The sequence below is a fragment of the Aliivibrio sp. S3MY1 genome, assembly GCF_028765575.1.
Taxonomy (GTDB): domain Bacteria; phylum Pseudomonadota; class Gammaproteobacteria; order Enterobacterales; family Vibrionaceae; genus Aliivibrio.
Window position 1 is genome coordinate 25842 of record NZ_JARACO010000009.1, and the last position, 21556, is coordinate 47397.

Below are 21556 nucleotides of genomic sequence, written 5' to 3' on the forward strand. Positions count from 1 at the left end.
TATTTTGACAGGTCCTAGGTGTTAGTATGTTATTTATTGCGCGCACTTAAGGGTTATTACATCGGTATGTTAAAAATAAGAGCGGCATTCTACCTTTTTAGTGATGAGATTGCCATTAGTTAGTTTGCATGGAAGAGGTAATCGGCTACTGAATTTTTGGTGTCACTTTGTAGCTCGAATTTTAGTGACTGAATGAAGATTAAAGGTGTGGGGGATAAAGCTCAGGTATGTATATTTGAAACTAGACCGCTTTTTGTAATCGATATCCCTTGATTATTGTTCCGAATTCGTTCAGTTGTTCGTCTAATTCAAACCTATGCATATGGTTTCTTTTTGATAATCATCCAATGTAGGCAATAGAATCAGAGCTTGCTCAAGTTTATAAACATAATTAACTATCAATTATTAGAATAAGTTAAATAAGGAAATACGATGAAAAAAGGATTGTTATGTTTACTCCCACTATCTACTTTGCTTACAGTGATGAAAACATCAGAACCAAAATTAGAAGTATTAATCGTGCGCCATTCAAGAAAATGAAGGTAAAATTTTGTTTGGAATGCGCCTATTGAGCAGATTATATTGCTTTATTCTAATTTTCGTTTAGCTAATTTATTATCATGGAGTAATTCTTATAGGCCTACATTGCAAACTTATGAGGATTATACAAAAAATAATAGTTATACTTTTGCTATCGGATGTGGAAAAACCAAAGAGAATAATTTTTTAACATTAAAGGTTGAGAGCAAAAAGCTTTCAAAAGTAAAGGGTATTTTAGAGTTTAATCTATCTGTAGATGGTGCTGATAGCTACAATCTTAAAGCTGGATTTCATCCTAATGAATCGACCATCTATGTAACAAGAGCACCACAAAAATTGATGCAAGAGATAAAGAAAGGTCATATTTCGGATATTGAAGTGTATTCTAAAAATAAATTAGTATTTAAAAGTATTTAAAAGTATTTATTCTCTATCTGGATCTGTTGATGCCCTTAACATGATTTATGAAAAATGCGCCTCGCCATTTAGCGTTCTTTAAATCCCCCCTCAAAAGCAACATAATGACAGGATGTAGATTGCAAATGGTCATTATGTATGTCAGTCGTTTTTCATCTGGTTGGTATCGATCAAGTCAATGGCATTGGCTACGCGGTGCGTCATGGTCGTACAGCAGAATTAAGAATATGGCGAATAGATATTTTAGTAAACCAAGCGAGAGAGATGGGTTTTCAAAAAATTGATGTGCAGTTGCAGTAATTAAATAAAATAATAAGGCTAGGTTATGAATCTCATTTTTGTTGATGCAGAAAATGTCGGATTGAATACAATTCAAGAGATAGATACAAGGATCACTGATAAGGTTTTTGTGTTCTCTAATAATGAACAAATCAAAATACTTTGTCATGATTTAATGTTTATTATGATGGATGGGTATCCAATTGGTAAAAACCAAGCGGATTTTTATTTGATTGCGCATTTGAGCAAGGCGATATCTCAAGTGCGATATGATGAGAAAAAGAAACTCACGTTTATATTATATTCAAATGATAACTCATTGTGTCAAGCGTTTGAATTTCAGTGCCAACACGCCTCAATTTCCTGTGAAATTATACATACCAAACCAATTCAGGGACAAAACACAAATAATCAGGAATATACAACGGCAGAACTTAATAATATTGCTTGTCTTTATAAAGCATTAAAGTCAAAGAGTATGCTCGTGACTGAATTATTCAATACTACAAAACTTGCTCAAAATGAGGCAACAAAAGCTTTGAATGCACTGGTGAAGAAAGACCTCATTGCTCGTTCTTCTAGTAATAAAAAGGTGTGGGAAGTTGTAGCGGAATTGAAGCCTGAACTCTTTGCATAATTTTGTGAAATCATTATTTACTGGTTGTAAAAATAATTAGTTCTAATGTATTGCCATTTAAAAAGTAGTACAAGTGTTATACAGTGAAATAGTGTTATTTTTTAGAAAAATGGGACTGAATCCATGTCGCTTTCTGGCCACGAGAAAAGAAGATTTAAAAGGTAGTACCAAGGTATAACAACGATGCTTTCTTATTGATTTTTAAATGATTGAACAAGATTTTCTTTTTTAAAAAAACACCACGAATCCTTTTGATTTATTGATGATATTTGTATATTGCGGTATAATGACACTGTCAGTTAAGCAATATTACATCAAAGGAGCAATATCATGGATTCACAAGTTATCGCAGCAATCATCTCAGGTCTGTTAAGTGTGTTAGCAACCCTTATTCCATCTGTTACCGCTTTTGTTTTAGCTAAACGTTTTCTAGGTGAAAAGCGCTATGTTAAGACTGCTCTACAAGCAATGTATGAAGTTCGTTTACTTCGCCATGTTGTCGGTGAATATGAATTAGCCTCTAAGCTATCAGAGCGAGCTATCAGAAAGGCAGTCTTTGAAAAGCATGGATTAAGTACTAAAAACCGATTTACTCCGCAGCGATTGGATCAAAGAATTGAATCTTATGAGAAGAAAGCGGAAGAGAATTTAATCCCACTCGACCACTTATAATTACGTTGCCACCTTTAACCGAGGTGGCATTTTTTTGAAAAAATTCAGTATTATTAAAGTTGTAAGCAGTGAGGTGAGTGTGGGAAAACTGAATGATAGATAGGCTCTATTTTATGATACACGCCTTATGGCTAATGTTGGCTAGTTGATATGAAATAACAGATTAGTGATGCTTGTCGGAAGAAACTTAATTAACAATATTTTCATTTGTTTTATAACTCTGTTGTGTGTATATTTAATCTCATTCGAGCAACCCTGTCTTGAATGATTAACTCCATGAATCCTTAATCCCTAGCTACACGTTGAACCATTGAAATATGCACTTGCAACCCAGACACTTGTGGCTGGGTTTTTTATTGATTGCTTCTTTGGTTGATTTGCTAGTGCCTATCATGGCTAACGTTTTTTTGAAAAATCAGCCGAAATAATTATTTAAATCACCTGTTATTTAATTTGTTTTATAAAGCTGTTAGGTGTATGCTTTGTTTTCATTAATAGCCTAGCACCAAAAACTGACAATAATAAATGCATTTGCACCCAACTATTCGTAGTTGGGTTTTTTTTATCTTTTTTATGGAGAAACCTATTTATATTAAATCGGTTAATTTGGGTTTATTATGTTGCTTTGATTCTAGTTTGCGGTATTATGTATGCATCAAAACAAACCTGAAAGGCAACTTAAAATGAATATTGATGCGATGTTAAGAGAGAAAGTTCCTGCGCTAACATGGGTATTTAACCCATTAAATAAGTCGTCAATCGAGCACTATGAAAGATCTCTTTCTTTTATGCTTGGAAGTTTATCTGTCATTACTAACGCTGTGAATGCTAGCCTTAATGCAAATAACGCCTCATTTGAATCATTGCCTGATATGGTTTCGGAGGCTTATGGTTATCCATGTTCGGCTTTCGCTGGTCGCGTTGAAAATGGCATTTATAAATCAGATGATGGTGATGAAGATTTATTTCCGATTGCGGTGGTACGTCTTAATAATGATTGTTTAGTGTGGCTATTTTCTTATGACATTGTTGCTTTCTCTCCGTTGCGAGTGGGCGCACCAAATGAAGTACATGAATTTGTGACCCGTTTAACCTAATCGCCATACCACGAAGTGATTAGAGTTGAAATGAATTATACTAATGTGACTGGGTTATATTAAAAATGGTGGTAGTGTGTGTAAATCAAAGAGTAAATCAACTTCTGTGGCCTTAGATCATAATTGGAAAATCACTCGACTTCTCGATAAGGACGGAGTGACTGAATCAGCTTTAGTTAATGTGGTAACCAAGAAAGTGTATTGCCACAAACCAAGTGAGATCCTTATTGCCTCTGAAGTCGAATTAGAGGGTGTATTAAAGGTAAGTAGCCCTATTTTTTGGGAGCAAGAAGTCGATAAGCTTGATGATCTCCACAATCATTATTACTTTAATGGACGATTACGTAATCAGTCCTTCAAATCCTCTGAATCGCTTTGTGCGGTTTAAATTGAAATTGTTTGCTCCACTGCTTTGACTGACATTAAAGCACCCCCCTTATGCGTAAGGGGGAACTATTTAAGAGGTTGCCAGCTCCTTCTCGCTACCTTTACTTTATTGCTCGCTTAAACTGACCTTGAAGCGCAAAAAAATAGCCCTCCTTTAATTGGAGGGCATTTTTATTGGGTCACATTTTTTTGAAAAACGCCCTTACCGTATTTACTCTATAAGCTAATAATAAATAACAGTATTAGTTTGAATATTAGCGTTATATAACACTATACTTTCTAGTATTGCGGTATAATGGAACCGTTGATTATCATTATAGTGAGAGCATGAAATGTTAAAGAAATTACTTGTGGATGGGCAAGGGTATGGGGTTCTAGAAGGGCTCAAGTGGGACCGTGATTTGTCTCAATTACCACTGAAAAAAACAGAAGAGGCTTTTTTAAATAAGCTTGTTCTTTTTAAAGCCAATGGCGTCGTTTTCTCAGGGGTTTATGATGTTAAAGCAGAGCGTTGGAACGATACGAACGGTAACCCCCTTCAATCAAGTGAAGGGATTGAAATTTGTGTGGTGGACCTAGCAGGGGATAATTTACATCACCTTTATGATTTCCTTCATGATAGAGATGCCTTTATGCTTGATTTTGCTAAGGATTCAAAAACCTTGTTTGATGTTATCCAACACAATCGTTTAGATAACATGGAAGTCAGTGCGATGAAAGGCATGGGCTATTCAGACGCGATTCACAGCGGCTTTATTGAACACTTAAATCATAGAAGTAAACACCCTAACTTTATCAAATAAATTGAAAGGGATAAGGTATAATCTAGGCCTTATCCCTACCATTAGAATATTAAGAGTTTTTGCCATGAAAGAGCATATCGAGTTACTGAATAACCTTCGATTCAAACGAGGTTCGAAAGCGATTTTATTTAAGCTGGCCAATTCGGTGATCTCAAATGTGGGTAATCTCGATGCTAAGCAGCCTATGTGCTGGGCATACAGTGAAACTAACGTGATCTCTTCAGGGAATATTCAATATAAGTTAGCTTACGATGGCAGTCTCTTTTTAGCGGAGTACCAAGCTCGATTAGGTAAATCAACGATAAATGAATACAACTCTGCTTCTGAGTTTCATTCAATCATTGATGATTACTTTGGGATAGGGGATATTTTAGCGTTTCCGATTGAAGTGATTACTGAAGAACGCCCGTTATCTTTTTGGTTTGAGGTTGCGCGAGTGGAATATCTTAGAGAATATGCATTAAAAATTGATAATCAGCTTATTTCTCGTGCTCGCTATGAAGAGCTCAAAATTGAGGCGATTAGTTATTATATTGAGATGCTTCATGGCTATGCTTTGGTTATGAATACTTTAATGGAGATAACACCCACTCAGATGAGCGTAAAGGAATGGAACGAAGCTCATTTAGAATTAATCAACCCTCAGTTTCGTGATTTATACACTGACAAAGAATGCTGATTATTGGGTTTAATGGAATAGCAAATTTGGAAAAAATTGAGATCTATGAGCGTTTAAAACCTTTTGAGCATGAACGAAACATTCAACTCGCATTGAGTGAACTAAAATTAACTGATGATGCAAACCTCAGTAACGATGAAATTCATGGTTTATGGCATTGGGTTTCTAAATCGCTAGATGTGGCGTTTTCTGATGATGATCATCATCCAATGTGGGCTATAGAATCAGAGCTGGCTCAAGCTTATAACCGTACTTAACTACCAATTATTAGAATAAGTAAAATAAGGAAATACGATGAAAAAAGGATTATTTTGTTTACTCCCATTATCTGCTTTACTCCTTGGGTGCAGCGATGAAGCACCAGAGCCAAAATTAGAAGTATTAACATCGTGTGGTTTTACTTCTATCAACGAAGATAAAACTTCATTTACTTACAAGTGTGTTAACTATACCTCGGACTCACCATCACCAATATTTGTTAATCGTGTTTTGTTAGACGAAAAGGCGACTTGTAAGATAACGTCTTCAGTTGGAATTGTGTTCGATGAAAGAACGGATGATATTTCGTTTGATTGTGATGTGGATGTGGTGGAGTTTAAGCCAGAGGATGTGTTTAATAAAGAATGGTCATGCAAAGGGTTTGATGGGCATGGCGGCTATTATGCCAATTATGATTCCCCTAAAAAACGAACCACATTGACATTTAATGGCGACTCCTTTGCTTTGCTTTTGCAAGGAAAGCCCGAATCTACAGATGTTTGGTTTCATAGTGACAGCACCATTTCTGGCTCGTGGAATTATGAAGGGAAAAATGAGCTTATCTTTGAGCCAAAACAGGTCACAAATGAATTAGTAAATAGGACCAAGCTGACGCTTAAGGATGCCCCTATTCTTTTCTTAAATGAAGGCTTTCGATTGGATTTGGAAGATTTTAGTCATTCAATGATGTTTGGTCGTTATAAGTTGATTAGCCCAACAGGTCACGAACGCTTTTGGAATAAGTTCTCATGTGAAGTACTTAAATAGCTTAAATAAGGAAATACGATGACAATTGTAATAAGTGAAGATGTAAAAGCTCCAGCGTCAACAAAGTCACTTCTTGGGATGCTTGTTGATAGCAACGAAAAATGGCCAAGCGGTGCAACGTGTGCCACTCAAGAACATGACGGTGAAATTTTGTTTTGGAATGCGCCTATTGAGCAGATCAAGCAAGCCAGAGAAAAAGCAGGTTCAGAGCATGAATTAATCCCAATGGTAGGGTTCGAAAAACAAGTGAGTGTTTTATATGTTTCTGAAGATGGTCAAGACGTGGTGGCAGTCGATTGGATGTCATCGGTTGTGACACTTGAGCAGTTTACTAACCAATCTGTTTAATTGTCACATGGTCACGTATCGTTATACTCATTCGTAGTATTCCTATTTTTCAGAAAAATAATTACGACCCAGCCACCACATAGTTTGCATCCGATGGATACATAACATGTGGTGGTTTTTTTTGACTATCAAAACGAAAATAAAAGTAATACCTCTGTACTACTTTTTAAATATTAACAGAAATAAGACTTACCAAAACTATTGGTTATCTTTATCTTGCGGTATAATGACAGTGTCAGTTAAATAAAGCAAATAAGGATTTATCATGTATCACCTTGCACTAACAACGCTTTCAACCAATCGTTTTTCAGTGACTTTTCGAGCGGCTAGTCCATTCTCGATCAGTCGATATTTTAATATCTCTATCGAAGAAACAAACTGTGAAGATGTAGGTACGCTTTTAAGTGAGTCTAAAAAATTCACGGTTGAATTGTGTCATATTGAAGAGCCAACATCGATGACATGTTATACGTTGAAGAAAAGCTCTTATTGTTCAGCAAAGAATGTCTTTTCCTATATCGCTAACCTACTCACTGAATTGCATGTTGTCCCAAAAGGGGTTCCAGTGGTCATCGAGTTTGATTTACATAACAAGCATCATTCAATGGTGATCATGAATGCTGGCTTAGAGCCTGTTCTATATCCTTATGAATCCATGATGAATGATAAGAAATGGGCGATTAATTTACTTGAACGAGGTCAGAAAGAATTGAGTCAAGGATGCAGAACGAAAGGCAATTCTATGATCCAATTGGCCAGCCGAATCGCTGACGCAATGGGAGTGTATCAACTCAATCCTTTTGATGATAAGAAGCACGGACTTTTATACGACATGCTTAATCGCGCCATTACTCGGCATATTCAAGCCTAAGACAGAATAGCTATATTTCGGCCTTGTAGTACCTCTGTATTACAAGGCCTTTTTTATTATTTGTCGTACCATTGTAATACCACCACAACGGCTTAATTAACGAGATCCATTATGTTTTGACCTTGTTATTTTCGATATAATAGACGGGTCAGTTAAACAATAAACAGGAAGGAGTTTTTTATGTCATATAGCTATGGTGTAAAGAAAAGCACGTCCAATTCAGCAAGAGTTTACCCTGCGGTTGGAAAGCATTTTTCAGAAAAAGAGTTAAAAGAGATCACGTCCTTAATTGAAGATAAAGGGTTTCATGTTGTTCGTAAATTTGACCAATTGTATGTCACTGATGAAACTCAGTGTCTTGAGCTCAATGCTCTGATTGAATGTCTTCATAAGCTTATCCCTAAGAAAGCAACTCAGCGTGTAGAAAGGCAGCAAAGGCAAGAGGCTGAAACTCAGGTTTTGCTTTGGGATTCAGAGCGTAAAGCTCATGAGCAAAACGTATTATCTGAAAATGAAGAGCTAGTGGTGGTGATTACAGATTCAATTGGCCAAATAAATAACTACAATATGACCAAATTAATTGAATTCATTTTAGGTGAAGATAAACGGTTTGGTGGGATACTCAATCCAGCAGCAACCGCGAGAGTGATTGAGCTGGGGTTCTTTAATGTCGGAGAGCTTAACGGTGAAGAAGCCAATCTTTGTGATTATGAGGCCTTAAAATCTTTTATTTTAGCTGCGTTACAGGATAACGACATTTAATAAGGAACAGTAATGAGTGTTAAACAGTATGTAAAAATTAGTATGTTCATTCTCGTTTTAGTATCGTTAGTCAATATGTCATGGAATGGATATAACTATATTGGTAATAGCATGATGATTGATAGAGGTAGTTCTGAATATGCAGAGCTAAACCAGATCATCAAAACCAATACAGATAAGCACCACAATATAGAATTAACCCAAATGCTAGATAATGCCTTTGTAGATGGTGAAATTTCTGCGTTTGAGTTCAAAGAAATTAGAGCGCAGTTTATCAAAATAGAAACCAAGGAATAATATGGTAAACCTAGATGATGTGTTACCAGAAATTGAATGTAATGTTCCCAATACTTATAAAGGATCTTGTAAGTTAACTCTTCAATACAATTTTAGAGAAGAACACGCAGTATTTCCAAGCATAGAGGAAGCCAAAATCGCAGCTAATGGGGCGCTTAATCCCGTTGTTGGTGGTTATCATGGTGCGACAATCGAAGGGACGACGGACGATGTTACTCAACCTACAGGCGTAGATTGGCTTTTTAATTTTTAGAAGAGCAAATAAAGCAGCACAGACCACGATGGGTAAAGTAGCTAAACTCTATCCAATTCAGATTGAAAAATGATGGGGAACTTATGGCCGAAAACACCGCAGCCACAATTATGAAAACTGGAAATTATCCAGCATATAGTGCAGCTAAAGAAAAGGGCATAATTGAAGAGGGAATTCAGCCATTATGTGATGCTCTGTTAGAAATTGGCGCTCATCCATTAGCTTCTTGTGCTGGGCATTACTCAGGGGTGATTACAGGGCGATTGGGACGCATTCGCTCAGTAATCTTTGGAGAGCAAGCATGTTGGTTGAAGCCATATATAACGTTTTCAAGTAGCACTAATTTAGCGCAAAAGCTCAATGGGTACTTGAACAAAGAAAAAGGTCTTACTTTTAATTGGCACATAAGCGGTCAATTTAATGATAAAAATCATCTCATATGGATGTTTGAACCTGTAGATTGGCGAATCAGCGCGAGGTCTTCATGGTCACACACAGGTCGAGAAAATTCAGAGCGATTGGTTCATAGGGACATTAAAATAATCGCAAAAAAAATAACTCAGTTTACATAGGGAATTTGCATGGAAGATATTAAGGCTTTAATCAAAAAAGAACAATGGCTAGCAAAAGACCGCTTTGATTTTTCTGAAAAAGAAGGGGTCGAAGAGGGCATAAATATATTTGATAATTACAAGTTTACAGTGTGCAAGTTTACCCTATTTGAGAACTTACTCACCAACTTAGATAATGATAGTTTATGCCTAGCCTATGATTATTTTGAAGCTGAAAGATTAAGACGGTGTTTCAACGATCATTTTAATAAAACTAAAACCCCTATTAATGCAGTTGAAAAAATTGTTTACATATATATTGAGACATTGCTGGGGGAGAGAGTCAGAAGAACTTTTACATCTGATATCCCTAGCATAAGATCCGAAATAGCTACGTATGCAAAAATGTTTGAACACATGGACTCAAGCACACTAATTAGCGAGTTTCGCAAGTCAGGTGTCCAGATAGGCAGCTAAATTACATAATCTGATAGGATGAATTATGAACAAAGTAGTATTGAACGAAGATAAGCTAGGTGTGTTACAAGTCGAAATTGACGGTGTGAATTTTGGCGTTTTCGATGACTTTGACCGTGGGGAATTAGCGTGGTTTCCAAGACGAACCGAACGTCTTTCTGGCGATCAAATAATTGCACTTGGTGAGGCTTTAAATAAAGCCAATAAGCTAAAATCAGAGAAGTAGGAAAATTATTTCTACAAAAGGTTAAACGGTTTTATTAAAGAGGGTTCACATTTGGAAACTTACGCAACACAAGACGCTTTGGAGTGTACAGCAGACCAGATTTTTTACGCTAATCAAGACCTTTCCAAGTATTACAAGAAAGGCCACTTGTACGAAATCTTAAAAGTTAATGATGGGGTGGTTTATATCGTTGATCATGAGTGTTTGGATTATGCTTTTTTTCAAGAGGATGTATCTAAGTTCTTTAAAAAAACTAGCTATCAATTCCCTTCAGAGCCAACTCAACATTAACCAATATTTAAATAGGAAAAATGATGTTTAAATACAAAACGGAAAAGCCATTCTGACATGATGAGAAACAGACTTGGTGCTATGATTCGAAACCTCGCTTAACTAAAGAGTAGTTCGTATATGGATAACATTGTTCAACACTATGGAGCGTGGTTAAAAATACATGCTAGAGAACTTGGCAGAAATAGAGCAAACACTCTTTCTATTCATGGGTTTACTGCGATACCTTATATTCTGGAAACGTGGTCACACGGAAGCCCTATTAAATACGCTAAAGAGTTAGCCACTAAAATAGTTGAGAGTGGTGAGTTTGATTGTGACAGTGTTCACTTAGTTTTACTTGATTGCAAAAGTATTGAAGGCAGCACGGGTTATCAAGTTTACAGAAAACTGATAAAAGCGAATAAATGAGCATGGGGAATGCACTCAGGCATTCAGGAATTAGCCAAAAATATTTTATCCTCATTACCTTTTGTTGAATTTGGTATTCCCTCATACCTTAAGAACGAGTGACATTAACGCAATGGTATCGTTTTTCAGAAAAATAATACCATTGCTTAAGATGCATAGTCACTTGGAAGCATTCTAATAAAATGGCATCACCAAGGGTTTCTGTCCTAGCTGAACGCTTATCTTAAAAAACACCCCTTCACTACTTGTACTACCACGGTACTACTTTTCTTTATTTTTCAATAAGACATTGTTTATTTTGAAATTATAAGGTTTTGGTTCGGCATTTTTGCAAGTCTTTTTTCTTTATATAATTTCCTAATATGCGTACTTAGCGCACACTTAATGAGTAAATTGCGGTATAATAACCATGTCAGTTAAGCAACGCATCATTATTAGGAGCCGCAAAATGGCTATTCAAGAGCAACGAAGAATTAACCAGTTTTTACATACCGCAGCGCAAGCACGTATTCAGTATGGCGAAGACAAAATTCGATTAACCCCAATGGCAAAAACCACAAAGTACCTTTTTGAGCATGGCAGTGTATCGCGTGAGGTTCTTGATAGCAGCGTAGACGGTTTACCACTGGATGAAAAAGAAGTGTGGCAAGAAGTATTAACTCATTTAGATATGTTCAGTTAGGGGGCGGTATGGCGGTTTTAATTAAGAGTTTTGGTAACAACACCGAAGTCAGTTCTTTTACTGAATTGATGCAAGCGTTAAAAGAGAAATACGCTCAAACGTCAGTGTCGCTTGTATACACAAAAATTAACGAAGGCTTAAAGAAAGTTGTCTTTATTGATGTGAATGTAAATGGGGATGAGCTGGAAGTGATGGACAGCTATATCCCACAGCGCCCAATCAATTTAGAAGCACTTTTTGTTTAATCTATAAAAAAGGATTTTTATTATGTTTTATCAATTACCAGAAACACACCCAGAACCAACGTTTGATTTTAAGCTTGCCACCATTCTTGTGATTAAGATCATCAACACGATTTACTCACCGAGCTTTAAACGTCTAATCACAAAACCATTCACGATTAAGCCAGAGTTTCAATGCGACAACATTAAGCCACTGGAGGCAAAAGCCAAAGACAATCTAGATCGTAATTTAAAAAACCATTTAACCGACGCAACTGAAGAGCAGAAACGAACGTATATTGAATGGGTAATGAAAAAGGTAGATTGTAAGCTTACAAAAAAAGAGTGCAAAGGCCAGCTTACAGAGTTATCTCCAAGTGAGAGAGAGCTGATCATGAAATGGGTTTACTACTCAGCAAGGTTTAATAATCCACATACATTAGGTGAACACCAACGAGCGCAATTCTCTTTACATTGTCTATTGGATGATGTGCCTGATTTCTTATCAATAAAATATGGCTTAGAGCACGGCTTAGTAAACGAAAAGATAGACCAAGCCCTGATTGTTTTTCTGAAAAATAAACCTGCGTCATTTTGGGAGCATGCTTTTTTATCAGATCTGTTCATTATTGAAAATATAGCGTTGTTTAATGGGCATATCATGCATATTGCGGTAGACGTAGATCGTTTGAGTACAAGAAGCGATAGATCGAATGATATTGAGGTTTTTCGAAAAGAGCATGCTAATCGTGATATCTACTGTGTTGCTTAGTGAGTAAAGATAAAAAGGCCACCACAGTAATTTTATTTGTGGTGGTTTTATTGTTATAGAATAAGAACGTGAATTGATTCATGATCGCAGCAAACGACCTTGAGGGTATTTTTAATGAGAGCAACGGATTACAGTAAAATAGGCCAAGCACTGGCAAAGCATGATCATCAAAATAAGACTTACAGCCATGATGCCTTGCATGCGATTTTCAGAGAGCTACACGGCAGCGAAGAAGAGCAAGCTCAAAAAGAGGCTTACTATTATGCGATGTCTAACGCCTATCGTGATACGACTAATGCCCTGTTACTCTCTGAAGAAACCGCGAGTATGACGCCTTTACAAGTCGCTTATAAAAAGCACGAAGCGGAAGCGCTCAATAAGTAGTTTTAAGCGCTGGGCTGATTGATGAGATCAGTTCAGCCAAATATCGATTAATTTTCAAATAAGACGTTTTCATTTTTAAATGATGCGAGTTAAGTCCTCTTTTTTTCAAGTTTTTTATTTTCTTTATTTTTCGTTTTAATGCGCCATCTTGTTATTAATTGCGGTATAATGACCATGTCAGTTAAGCAAGTAATCATAAGGATGCAAACCATGACTTTTAACTCTACTCAGGCGGTTGATGTTAACGAATTTCTGGACAATGGATTTCTAACATTAGCTCATAAGCAACACGGCCCATCACTTTCAGAAGTATCCGTATTGCTAGATAAACCCCACTCTGATTATTCAGATCTACTTTCAGCAACAGAAATGAACTTGTTTGCTGATTATTTTGAATTCCCATTCAATGCAACCGCTCGATTTATTTCCATTCTTCAATGCTCACAAGGCGAACGCTTTGTTAAGTTTCATGATTTTGATTTCTGTGATTTAGATGCAGTAAGCAAAAACAGAACGAAAAAGAATTTATTAGAAGCAATTAAAGGGTTTGATGTTATTTATAAGATGGCAAAAGCGCAGTTCCCGTCTCTGTATGGCGTTGGTGGTGCTTTGTTTTGTGATAAATATGAAAACAATGGTAAGCCTTACTTATTAGATATCACAAAAGATGATCTTGAAGTTCATGAATATGACATTCAAATTATTTTACCTGTTTCTATGTTTGATGGCTTTGATAGCCGAGAAGACATCAAAACCTTTTTATTGTGTGCAAGCTAGGGAGTAGCGATCATGTCTAATTTTCAAGTGGTAAAATTTGATCCAATTAATAAGGGATGGACCCAAGCGTGGGGATTTAAAAACTTTCCTAAATTTGCAACCAAACAAGATGCCATTACTCAGTTCAAAGAGAACACTCAAGATTGTAGCGCTCATCTATTACTGCTTGAACACTACGCTTTTGGAAGTAAGCGAATAATATTGTCGCAGGTAAACCCAATTCATGATCTGGAGCTTATTGCTCAAGAAGTTCAGCAAGGCCACCACCATGAGCTGATGTCGTTTATAAAAACACAATTAGTGGGAATCGATTTTGAAGAAGGAACGGATCTCGAAAAAGAAGAACGTATTTTACTGAATCTCACTCAATTCATTTTTCCAGAAAATATCACGCCTCGACTTGAGCCCACATTTACTTTAGTCGAGAACGCCAACGGATACGATGACTATACGATTAACCACCACCCATTAATCACTCGTGCTTGTGTTCCTCATTGCATTAAAAAGAACGAGCGCTTCAATGTTTATTATGGTGAAAGTAGCAAAGGCTCTGCCCGTTGGGATGGGGATGTAATTAGCTCCCTTGATGACACGGTATTTACCATTAATGGTTATGAATTGGCTTACAACCCGTACTATGAAGAGTTTCAAACCAATCATTCAGAAATAGGGGCTTGTGAGACTTTTGATGAATTACTAGAAGCCATTGAGTATTGTAAAAAAGGATAGAATTTTGCTCCTTGATAATAATAAAACTGACTGACTTTTTGCCCTCTTTTTTGAGGGTTTTTTTTTGCGACTTCCTTCACCTTTACTTGTATTAAAAGCACTTAATTTACCAAGTTGCGGTATAATGACTATGTCAGTTAAGCAAGTACACAATTTAAGGGGTCCATTATGGAACGCAATCAAGACGACATTAACTTAATTTATCAACAAACTCACAATGATTATAAAGGTGAAGGCAATTACATTATGTATGGTGATCCCGAGCGTGGCACAATGTATGCGCCTATTGAAAATATGCCAGAAGCCATTTATCAAACGCATTTAGCCAGAGCGAAGAAAGCGCAAAAGAGAGCGGCCCGTAATTCGATTCTAAAAGGGCTATTTAATCAATTTGGTATCGACCACTTATATCATGTTAGTCAGCAGATTCTATCAAGCAAGTCAGGCGTTCGTAATTTCATCACGCCAAGAGTTAAAGCAGCACAACGCATTGATTTTTTACATGCACTAAATCAATCAAAAATAATGTGGGATTAAACCACCACAACATAAAAAGGGCTTAAGTGTTTATGCGCTTAAGCCTTTTTTTGTCCCCCTCATTTTTCTGAAAAATAGCTGTAATTTTATCCTGTTTTATTCGTTATATTGTCGTCATGTTAATTGTATTGCGGTATAATGACAGTGTCAGTTAAGCAAATGCACTTAAATTCAGGAGCCACACATTATGTCAGCACTAACAATCACTCTTAATCGTGAACAAAAATTATATGTAATGCGTCATCAAAATAAATCATTTAGCTGTTTAGGTTTTGATGTCGTAGCAAATCGTATTGATGAAATGCATGAATTTTTCACCACAAAACAAAACATGGTCTTGCCAGCAAAGCCTATTCGTAAAGGGACCATGAAAGCGTATAACTTCTATAATCTGCTTGTTGATCTTGCGCGTGGCTTATACAAAGAAAAGGGAATTAAGACCCCAACGGAGTTAAGCGCTCAGCTCAATGGGTTAGAGGGCAAGCAAGTAGAAGTGGTGGACTGTTATGGGGAAACCCGTCGTTTTTATGTGGGGCGCTCAACAGGTTTTATTCCATGTCACTTAGAGATTAGCCATCATAACTCTAGTGGTGGTGGAGCGGTCACAGGCGCACCCTTTAAGCGTGTAACCGTTGTTAGTGCGAAGTAGGGGGCATTATGGGGCATTTATCAATTAAACCGCTTAAAATGGCGGTGATCTGTCTTGGCAGTGAGTGGCGTGTAGACAAGCATGATTGTGATCGTTTTTTTGCAAAACACACGTCAGGAATTGTTATTTTTGTTAGCTCAGATACAACAAGAGCAATCCCGACGTTTGCACTTGGTTTTTTTGACCCAACCAATCGCCATGTTTTTGTTCGTCATGCTTCAATCGGATGCAGTTTAGATAAGTCGATTGATAAAATCATGCACGATATTAAACAAAAGCTACTCATTCATTTTGATAGCGCATTAGTTCAGTTGAACGAGTTAAGAAACGTTCACTCTGATCGTGTCGCGGTACTAGATGCACAAGACGAGTTATTTAATGATCTGCAATCGGTGTTATCTCTCGAACCATTAACGGGTAAAAGCCATCATGTTAGTTATAAAGCATGGGGGATACAGACTTACAATTCAGACTGTATGCGTGGTGAAGTGATTGTGCCGCATTCTCAAGCGTCATCAAAAGAGCCTAAGTTTGATTTACACCTTAATGAATTAGACCACAACCAAATTAAAGCGATCATCTCTCTGATTAACGTATAGAGATAATAAGCAAAGGAACAATGATTATGTGCAATCAAAATGAATTATCTATCCATATCTCAAGCGATGAATTAACAAAGGCGGTGAAGGTTAAGCAAATTCGCGCTTATGTGCTTAAACAAAACAAAGAACTTACTTTTACGGATCCGACTAACCTAGTGATTAAGCCGTTTAAAAGTGAACAAGCGGTGGACCATGTTAAGGCTGTTATTGATGAGTTCTTAAATAATATGTGCGAGAGCTTAAATAGTGACATAGCGATGGGATGTTCAGAGCTGTATAACTGCTGTGATTGTGGCAGCGGTCATTGTGGTTGTCGTTATTGTTTTTCATGTAATGCATGCTCTGAATGTTTGAGCGATGATGAATAGCGTTAGTTGGCCTTTGAGCTGCTATAAGGATTAATTATGTTTACCTCACTCAGTCGAGCGCTTAAGGCTCATTTTATTAATACTTTCTATGATGCGCCTATGTGTGGCGTAGTGGCGATTAATGAAAGCATTGCACGGTTTAAAGCGGTGATTGATGATCAAGCTATCAGTGATGATATGTATTATGAGCATGAAGTAAATGTGTGTCGGTTTGGTTTTGAAAAGGAAGCGATTGCAGAACTGGAGATCATTAAATCAGATTTACTCACGCATAAAGAAAACATTGAAAAAGGCTGTATCAGTGATTTACGACTTATCATTATGCCAAGCGTTGATTTAGATTTTGATGTGCCATTTTAGATAATGGCATTTCCCCCACCACCAATAAGGGCCATTAGCTAACATGGCCTTGATTTTCAAATAAGACGTTTTCATTTTTAAATGATGCGAGCTAAGTCCTCTTTTTTTCAAGTTTTTTATTTCCTTTTTTTACCTCTAAAACCCCTATACATCACACAATAAACCCCTTATTGCGGTATAATGACTATGTCAGTTAAGCAATGCATACTAATTTAAGGAGCTACATCATGACAGTTCAAGCGGCTAAAAATTTCAAAGGTATTATTTCTCGTGGTTCATGGGTTGAAATGTCTCTCTATAATCGTGGCCTTGGGGTTGTCGTGAGTATGGAAAATTCATCTTATGAGTCAGTAAGCCAACTAAATACCGTTGGTGGTGGTCATGTAAATGTTGTGTTTTTGTCTGGTCATATGATGAAGCACATCCCAGAAACGCTATTACGCCAAGGGACTCAATACGGCATCATTGAAGGCAAAGCATTAGCTTCAGAAGAAACTATTTATAACTTGGTTTATGGCGCTCAAAAGCGTGACCAAGAGATATTATCTCAGAAGGAAGAAGAGCAGCTTGCTTTTAATACGGCTCGTGAAATGATTTCAAATGATGAAGCTTATTCTCATTTATCTCAAATCGAAAAATACGCAGGCGGTGCAGCCGTTGCAAAAAATATACGCAAAGATCTTAAACGAAATTTCTTAGGCCATAAATTCTCTGTTAAGTCAGATTATCACCGTGTATTAATTGAGTGGGTTGATGGCCCTACCATTGAAGCGGTTGATGCAATTATGGATAAGTATCAAGCAGGGAACAAATACAGCCCATTTAATGAGGAGTTTGGTGGCGTTGAGCGCGTCAGTACCGTTCGCCAATTTTCTGATGCTGCGATTCAAAAAACGATTGATACGCTAACAACAATTTATTCATCTAATCAAACCAATCTAATCACGGTTGATAATTTCAGAAAGGGCGCATTACATTCAGTATTCTTTGAAGAGTGCCAGTTTGATGATGTGTCTAAATTACTTCATTGTGAATTAAGCATTATTCCATTTTTCCAAAAAACAACCAAGAAGCTGTATAACTCTCCTGATACTCATGCGGCTGTTTTGATTGATTCAATATCAATGAACTCGTTTGAGGCGATTGTTCATGATCGTCATGCGAAATACCTTGTTCCTCTTTCTGGTGATGTTGCCGTAAGTAGCACAACCGCATTACTAAAACATGCTCAATCTTTACGAGGCTCTTATTCAGATCAGAGACAGGGGTTTATATTTAACCTTAAGAATGACGCTCAACGTTTTCAACTTGCTCACTCTTAATACCTCCCTTTAATACTTAGGTCAGTTGAGAAGCTGGCCTTTTATCTACTTTGTTCAAATAACGTAATAGGGCATCATTATGAGAAAGGCTATCGTTAGAGAGACAATGAAAAAAGTTAACCTATCAAGACGTGCTAAATTCTTCTTTGCTTGCATTGATAGTGATGATCGCGTGACGACCATGAATAAGAAGCAATTTGATAAGCTTGATTTACCTATGCCAGAAGTCGGGGAGCTGACCCAAAAAGAAATTACACTGGCATTGACTAATCAACTCCAGATGAACCAGAGACTTGAATTTAATATGTGGTGTAAAAAGAATGCACCTTCTTTTTTTGTGAAGCTTGATAAGCTTATTGAGATGGGAGCGAAGTGGACTAAATCAGGACTTTTATCGATTGATCGCTAATTCGTTTCTATTTGGGCTAGTTGAGATACTGGCCTTTCTTTTTTTCTTCTTTTTTCCTTTTCTGAAGATGGGCTTTAATTTTTTAATAAGACATTCTTATTTTGAAATGATGTGGCAAAGTCCTGTTTTCTGTCAATAACTATAAGTGGCTTTTGAGGCTGTTGTTATCCTCTGTTTTTCTGAAAAATGAATAAGGTATTTTTTTCTGTCTAAGCGAGTTTTATCACTTTTACTGCTTTGTGTGGTGGGCGTTTTGCGGTATAATGACTGGGTCAGTTAAGCAATACACATTCATTTTTAGGAGCAATATTATGACACCGACATTATTTGAAGCAAACAGCGTTTTACCTGATTTCAATAGCATGGCTACTGAGAACAACTGGCGTGATCTGATTGTTGATGATCGCACTAATTCTAACATTTTCTTTGATGTAAATATCCAACCACTCAAAGAGCATTTAAACAGCAACATGACCGACAACGATAACCAGATCGTTTTTGATTCAGAAGCTAATCACATCATTGCTGTTCATGGCAGCCGTTACACTCTTCTTAAAAATTCTGATGCGTTTGATTCAGTGAATGAGGCGGTTAATACCCTTGCCGAAAATGGGGTGCTTAATATGGATGGGGCATTCATTAAAGACGCTGTGGTTAATAAAGGCGGTAAGGTTATTCGTCAATATTTCTTCCCTGCTCACATGGTGCAAATCGGTAGCGGTGACAAAGTTATTTTACGCCTTGTTGTTGTGAACTCTTATGACGGCTCATGCAATTTTCAGGTGCAAGCTGGCGGCTTTCGTATCGTATGTACTAACGGCATGGTTACTGGTGAAAAATTCTTATCTCTCGATGTGCGCCACACTGGAACAATGGATTTCGCCCAAGTGACTAGACAAGTAACAACCGCAGTTTCTAGTTTTGAAAATATGGGTGATTATTGGAGTAAGTTAATTAACTCACCATTAAATAGAAAAGATGCGGATAAAATTATTACTGATATGTCTACCGTTGGGCGTGAATTAAGTATGAGTAAGTTTGATATGTTTGAGCGCTTATATACCGACCATAAAAAGACACTTGGTGAAAATCATTGGGCGATGTATAACTCATTAACTGCGTGGGCTACTCACTACAAAGTAAATGAAAGTAATATTTCAAATATTGATAACGTTCGTTTAGATCGTGAAAAGTCTATCCAGAATTTAATGCGTAAACCTGCAATTTGGAATCCTGTTGTAAATAAAACCGCACAATTCCTACTTTAATTTATAAACTCATTACCTAATATTTAACGCCCTTACTTAGTAAGGGCTTTTTTTTGTTTTTCTGAAAAATGGTTATATGTGCAAGTGGCTTATTTTTTTAGGCTAATAACCTACCGTATTAAACCTGATCTCATTTGATTTTTTATTTTTCTATTTTTCAATAAGACATTTTTCGATTTTTTAATGAGCTATTCTTTATTTTATAATCATCGACTAAAGTCCTCCTCGGTCAAGCTTTTCTTTATTTTTCTTCCTTTTTATTTTTCTGAAAAATATTTACTCATATAGCTTCAATATAGCTCGAATTACTTTGTTATTTGCGTAAAGTGCGGTATAATGACACTGTCAGTTAAGCAAAGCACATTAATTTAAGGAGCTACAAAATGACTACTACATTCCAAGCACTAAATAAAGGCAACGTTAAGGCACACACTAAAGCAATTAAAGACCAAGGCATTTCATGTTCTCGCCCTGATGGTCTACGTGTTTCTTTAGACGCTTTATATATTCGCCCTGAATGGAACATCCGTAATATTGATGCTAACCATGTTAAGCAATTAAAAACAGCTTTCTCAAATGGAACAGCTCCAGCACCATTTAAAGTTCAACCATGTTTAGTTAATAACGAAGAACGTTTTGCTGTACTTGGTGGACACCATACTCATATTGCAATTACTGAATTAATCGCAGAGGGTAATGTATTTACTGAAAATTCTTTATTCGATGCTGATGCCGTTTTTCCGAAAAACGAAGCTGAAGCGATTATGATGGCGTTTAATCATAACCAAGGTAAAGCAATGACGGTTATTCAAAACGCTCGCGTATTTAAACGCCTACAAGATGAGGGCATGGAGTTAATTGAAATCGTGAATAAAACAGGTCACTCAAAATCAGTGATTTGTAATTCAGTTAAATTGCTTGAGGGTGATGATGAATTAATCCAGTTGGTTGAAGATAATAAAATCAGTGCAACTCGCGCACGTAACTTTATTAATAAACACGGTTCAACAAAAGCAACTCAATACGCATTGGCTGATATTGGTTTACGTACACAACCTGTTTCACAAGAGCCAGTAAATACAGAGGCGGTTGATTCTGATAATAACCAACCAACTCGACTAGCTGCAAAGGTTCACGCTCCAGAGGGCGTAACTCGCGCCCGTGGTGGATTACGTGAGAAGAATTTAGCAAAAGGCAAAATTGATGAAATGGAGTCTTTAATTAAATATATGTCTACTCGCATTGATGCTGATGGAAATATCCACTTACCAGAAGCAATGATTAACAAAGTTAAATCATTGGCTGATGCTGTAGAGAAAAAAGACGAACACAACGCTCGTGCGCTTGAAGCTCAAAATGCACTAGCCGAATAACTTACAATATTATCAAATAAGCCGCTCATTGTTGAGCGGCTTTTTTTTGTCTGTTTTTCAGAAAAATAACTTGCTCAGG

The 21556-nt window shown here is 36.8% G+C and carries 35 protein-coding genes; all 35 read left to right on the forward strand.

Features of this window, described 5'->3' with window-relative positions:
- Positions 1-582: 582 nt before the first annotated feature.
- The 35 genes from PVK62_RS07815 (at position 583) to PVK62_RS07985 (ending at position 21477) form a co-directional block, all read left to right on the forward strand.
- Positions 583-957 (forward strand): hypothetical protein, encoded by a 375-nt coding sequence (locus PVK62_RS07815; RefSeq protein ID WP_274449362.1) that lies wholly within the window; start codon positions 583-585, stop codon positions 955-957.
- 138 nt (positions 958-1095) lie between these two features.
- A complete protein-coding gene (locus tag PVK62_RS07820; protein WP_192957796.1) occupies positions 1096-1257 on the forward strand; it encodes a hypothetical protein in 162 nt (53 codons plus the stop codon).
- Positions 1258-1282: 25 nt separating this feature from the next.
- A complete protein-coding gene (locus PVK62_RS07825; protein WP_255257968.1) occupies positions 1283-1873 on the forward strand; it encodes a hypothetical protein in 591 nt (196 codons plus the stop codon).
- A gap of 330 nt (positions 1874-2203) precedes the next feature.
- On the forward strand, positions 2204-2545 hold the full coding sequence (locus PVK62_RS07830) for a hypothetical protein (protein WP_192957941.1): 342 nt from the start codon (positions 2204-2206) through the stop codon (positions 2543-2545).
- A gap of 650 nt (positions 2546-3195) precedes the next feature.
- Complete coding sequence (locus tag PVK62_RS07835; RefSeq protein ID WP_192957940.1) at positions 3196-3642, forward strand: hypothetical protein; 447 nt, start codon at positions 3196-3198, stop codon at positions 3640-3642.
- 76 nt (positions 3643-3718) lie between these two features.
- Entirely contained in the window at positions 3719-4030 is a 312-nt protein-coding gene (locus PVK62_RS07840; RefSeq protein ID WP_192957939.1) for a hypothetical protein, read from the forward strand.
- 331 nt (positions 4031-4361) lie between these two features.
- On the forward strand, positions 4362-4832 hold the full coding sequence (locus PVK62_RS07845; RefSeq protein ID WP_192957938.1) for a hypothetical protein: 471 nt from the start codon (positions 4362-4364) through the stop codon (positions 4830-4832).
- Positions 4833-4896: 64 nt separating this feature from the next.
- Positions 4897-5511 carry a hypothetical protein gene (locus PVK62_RS07850; protein WP_192957937.1) on the forward strand — a complete coding sequence of 205 codons (615 nt, stop codon included), beginning with the start codon at positions 4897-4899 and terminating at the stop codon, positions 5509-5511.
- A 26-nt stretch (positions 5512-5537) separates the two neighbouring features.
- Positions 5538-5768: a hypothetical protein gene (locus PVK62_RS07855; protein WP_192957936.1), complete on the forward strand. Its 231-nt coding sequence runs from the start codon at positions 5538-5540 to the stop codon at positions 5766-5768.
- A 37-nt stretch (positions 5769-5805) separates the two neighbouring features.
- Positions 5806-6537, forward strand: coding sequence for a hypothetical protein (locus tag PVK62_RS07860; RefSeq protein ID WP_192957935.1), 732 nt, complete (start codon positions 5806-5808; stop codon positions 6535-6537).
- An 18-nt stretch (positions 6538-6555) separates the two neighbouring features.
- The gene (locus PVK62_RS07865) at positions 6556-6885 is read left to right on the forward strand and encodes a hypothetical protein (protein ID WP_192957934.1); all 330 of its coding nucleotides are present in this window, start codon (positions 6556-6558) and stop codon (positions 6883-6885) included.
- Positions 6886-7150: 265 nt separating this feature from the next.
- Positions 7151-7756: a hypothetical protein gene (locus PVK62_RS07870; protein WP_192957933.1), complete on the forward strand. Its 606-nt coding sequence runs from the start codon at positions 7151-7153 to the stop codon at positions 7754-7756.
- A 180-nt stretch (positions 7757-7936) separates the two neighbouring features.
- A complete protein-coding gene (locus PVK62_RS07875; RefSeq protein ID WP_192957932.1) occupies positions 7937-8518 on the forward strand; it encodes a hypothetical protein in 582 nt (193 codons plus the stop codon).
- Between the two features lie 12 nt (positions 8519-8530).
- Entirely contained in the window at positions 8531-8815 is a 285-nt protein-coding gene (locus tag PVK62_RS07880) for a hypothetical protein (RefSeq protein WP_274440669.1), read from the forward strand.
- Position 8816: 1 nt separating this feature from the next.
- Positions 8817-9068, forward strand: a complete 252-nt coding sequence (locus tag PVK62_RS07885) for a hypothetical protein (protein ID WP_274440668.1) — start codon at positions 8817-8819, stop codon at positions 9066-9068.
- An 83-nt stretch (positions 9069-9151) separates the two neighbouring features.
- Positions 9152-9640, forward strand: a complete 489-nt coding sequence (locus PVK62_RS07890; protein WP_274440667.1) for a hypothetical protein — start codon at positions 9152-9154, stop codon at positions 9638-9640.
- A 9-nt stretch (positions 9641-9649) separates the two neighbouring features.
- Positions 9650-10096, forward strand: coding sequence for a hypothetical protein (locus PVK62_RS07895; protein ID WP_130066501.1), 447 nt, complete (start codon positions 9650-9652; stop codon positions 10094-10096).
- A 25-nt stretch (positions 10097-10121) separates the two neighbouring features.
- Complete coding sequence (locus PVK62_RS07900) at positions 10122-10322, forward strand: hypothetical protein (RefSeq protein ID WP_130066502.1); 201 nt, start codon at positions 10122-10124, stop codon at positions 10320-10322.
- Positions 10323-10373: 51 nt separating this feature from the next.
- Positions 10374-10613 (forward strand): hypothetical protein, encoded by a 240-nt coding sequence (locus tag PVK62_RS07905; RefSeq protein ID WP_130066503.1) that lies wholly within the window; start codon positions 10374-10376, stop codon positions 10611-10613.
- A gap of 120 nt (positions 10614-10733) precedes the next feature.
- Positions 10734-11024 carry a hypothetical protein gene (locus PVK62_RS07910; RefSeq protein WP_274440666.1) on the forward strand — a complete coding sequence of 97 codons (291 nt, stop codon included), beginning with the start codon at positions 10734-10736 and terminating at the stop codon, positions 11022-11024.
- Positions 11025-11472: 448 nt separating this feature from the next.
- Positions 11473-11706: a hypothetical protein gene (locus PVK62_RS07915; protein WP_274440665.1), complete on the forward strand. Its 234-nt coding sequence runs from the start codon at positions 11473-11475 to the stop codon at positions 11704-11706.
- A gap of 8 nt (positions 11707-11714) precedes the next feature.
- Positions 11715-11951, forward strand: a complete 237-nt coding sequence (locus PVK62_RS07920) for a hypothetical protein (protein ID WP_130066507.1) — start codon at positions 11715-11717, stop codon at positions 11949-11951.
- Between the two features lie 22 nt (positions 11952-11973).
- Positions 11974-12699 carry a hypothetical protein gene (locus tag PVK62_RS07925; protein WP_274440664.1) on the forward strand — a complete coding sequence of 242 codons (726 nt, stop codon included), beginning with the start codon at positions 11974-11976 and terminating at the stop codon, positions 12697-12699.
- A 114-nt stretch (positions 12700-12813) separates the two neighbouring features.
- Positions 12814-13083 (forward strand): hypothetical protein, encoded by a 270-nt coding sequence (locus tag PVK62_RS07930; RefSeq protein WP_192957961.1) that lies wholly within the window; start codon positions 12814-12816, stop codon positions 13081-13083.
- Between the two features lie 210 nt (positions 13084-13293).
- Positions 13294-13860, forward strand: a complete 567-nt coding sequence (locus PVK62_RS07935) for a hypothetical protein (protein ID WP_274440663.1) — start codon at positions 13294-13296, stop codon at positions 13858-13860.
- Between the two features lie 12 nt (positions 13861-13872).
- On the forward strand, positions 13873-14589 hold the full coding sequence (locus tag PVK62_RS07940; RefSeq protein ID WP_192957926.1) for a hypothetical protein: 717 nt from the start codon (positions 13873-13875) through the stop codon (positions 14587-14589).
- Between the two features lie 168 nt (positions 14590-14757).
- Entirely contained in the window at positions 14758-15126 is a 369-nt protein-coding gene (locus tag PVK62_RS07945; protein WP_192957925.1) for a hypothetical protein, read from the forward strand.
- Between the two features lie 187 nt (positions 15127-15313).
- Positions 15314-15775, forward strand: coding sequence for a hypothetical protein (locus PVK62_RS07950; protein ID WP_192957924.1), 462 nt, complete (start codon positions 15314-15316; stop codon positions 15773-15775).
- 8 nt (positions 15776-15783) lie between these two features.
- Positions 15784-16374: a hypothetical protein gene (locus PVK62_RS07955; protein ID WP_192957923.1), complete on the forward strand. Its 591-nt coding sequence runs from the start codon at positions 15784-15786 to the stop codon at positions 16372-16374.
- A 26-nt stretch (positions 16375-16400) separates the two neighbouring features.
- Positions 16401-16745 (forward strand): hypothetical protein, encoded by a 345-nt coding sequence (locus PVK62_RS07960; RefSeq protein WP_274440662.1) that lies wholly within the window; start codon positions 16401-16403, stop codon positions 16743-16745.
- A 36-nt stretch (positions 16746-16781) separates the two neighbouring features.
- The gene (locus PVK62_RS07965) at positions 16782-17105 is read left to right on the forward strand and encodes a hypothetical protein (RefSeq protein ID WP_274440661.1); all 324 of its coding nucleotides are present in this window, start codon (positions 16782-16784) and stop codon (positions 17103-17105) included.
- Between the two features lie 227 nt (positions 17106-17332).
- The gene (locus PVK62_RS07970) at positions 17333-18427 is read left to right on the forward strand and encodes an LPD29 domain-containing protein (protein ID WP_274440660.1); all 1095 of its coding nucleotides are present in this window, start codon (positions 17333-17335) and stop codon (positions 18425-18427) included.
- A gap of 79 nt (positions 18428-18506) precedes the next feature.
- Positions 18507-18836, forward strand: a complete 330-nt coding sequence (locus tag PVK62_RS07975; protein ID WP_274440659.1) for a hypothetical protein — start codon at positions 18507-18509, stop codon at positions 18834-18836.
- A 311-nt stretch (positions 18837-19147) separates the two neighbouring features.
- Positions 19148-20104, forward strand: a complete 957-nt coding sequence (locus PVK62_RS07980; RefSeq protein ID WP_274440658.1) for a DUF932 domain-containing protein — start codon at positions 19148-19150, stop codon at positions 20102-20104.
- A gap of 383 nt (positions 20105-20487) precedes the next feature.
- A complete protein-coding gene (locus tag PVK62_RS07985) occupies positions 20488-21477 on the forward strand; it encodes a hypothetical protein (RefSeq protein WP_274440657.1) in 990 nt (329 codons plus the stop codon).
- Positions 21478-21556 lie beyond the last annotated feature (79 nt).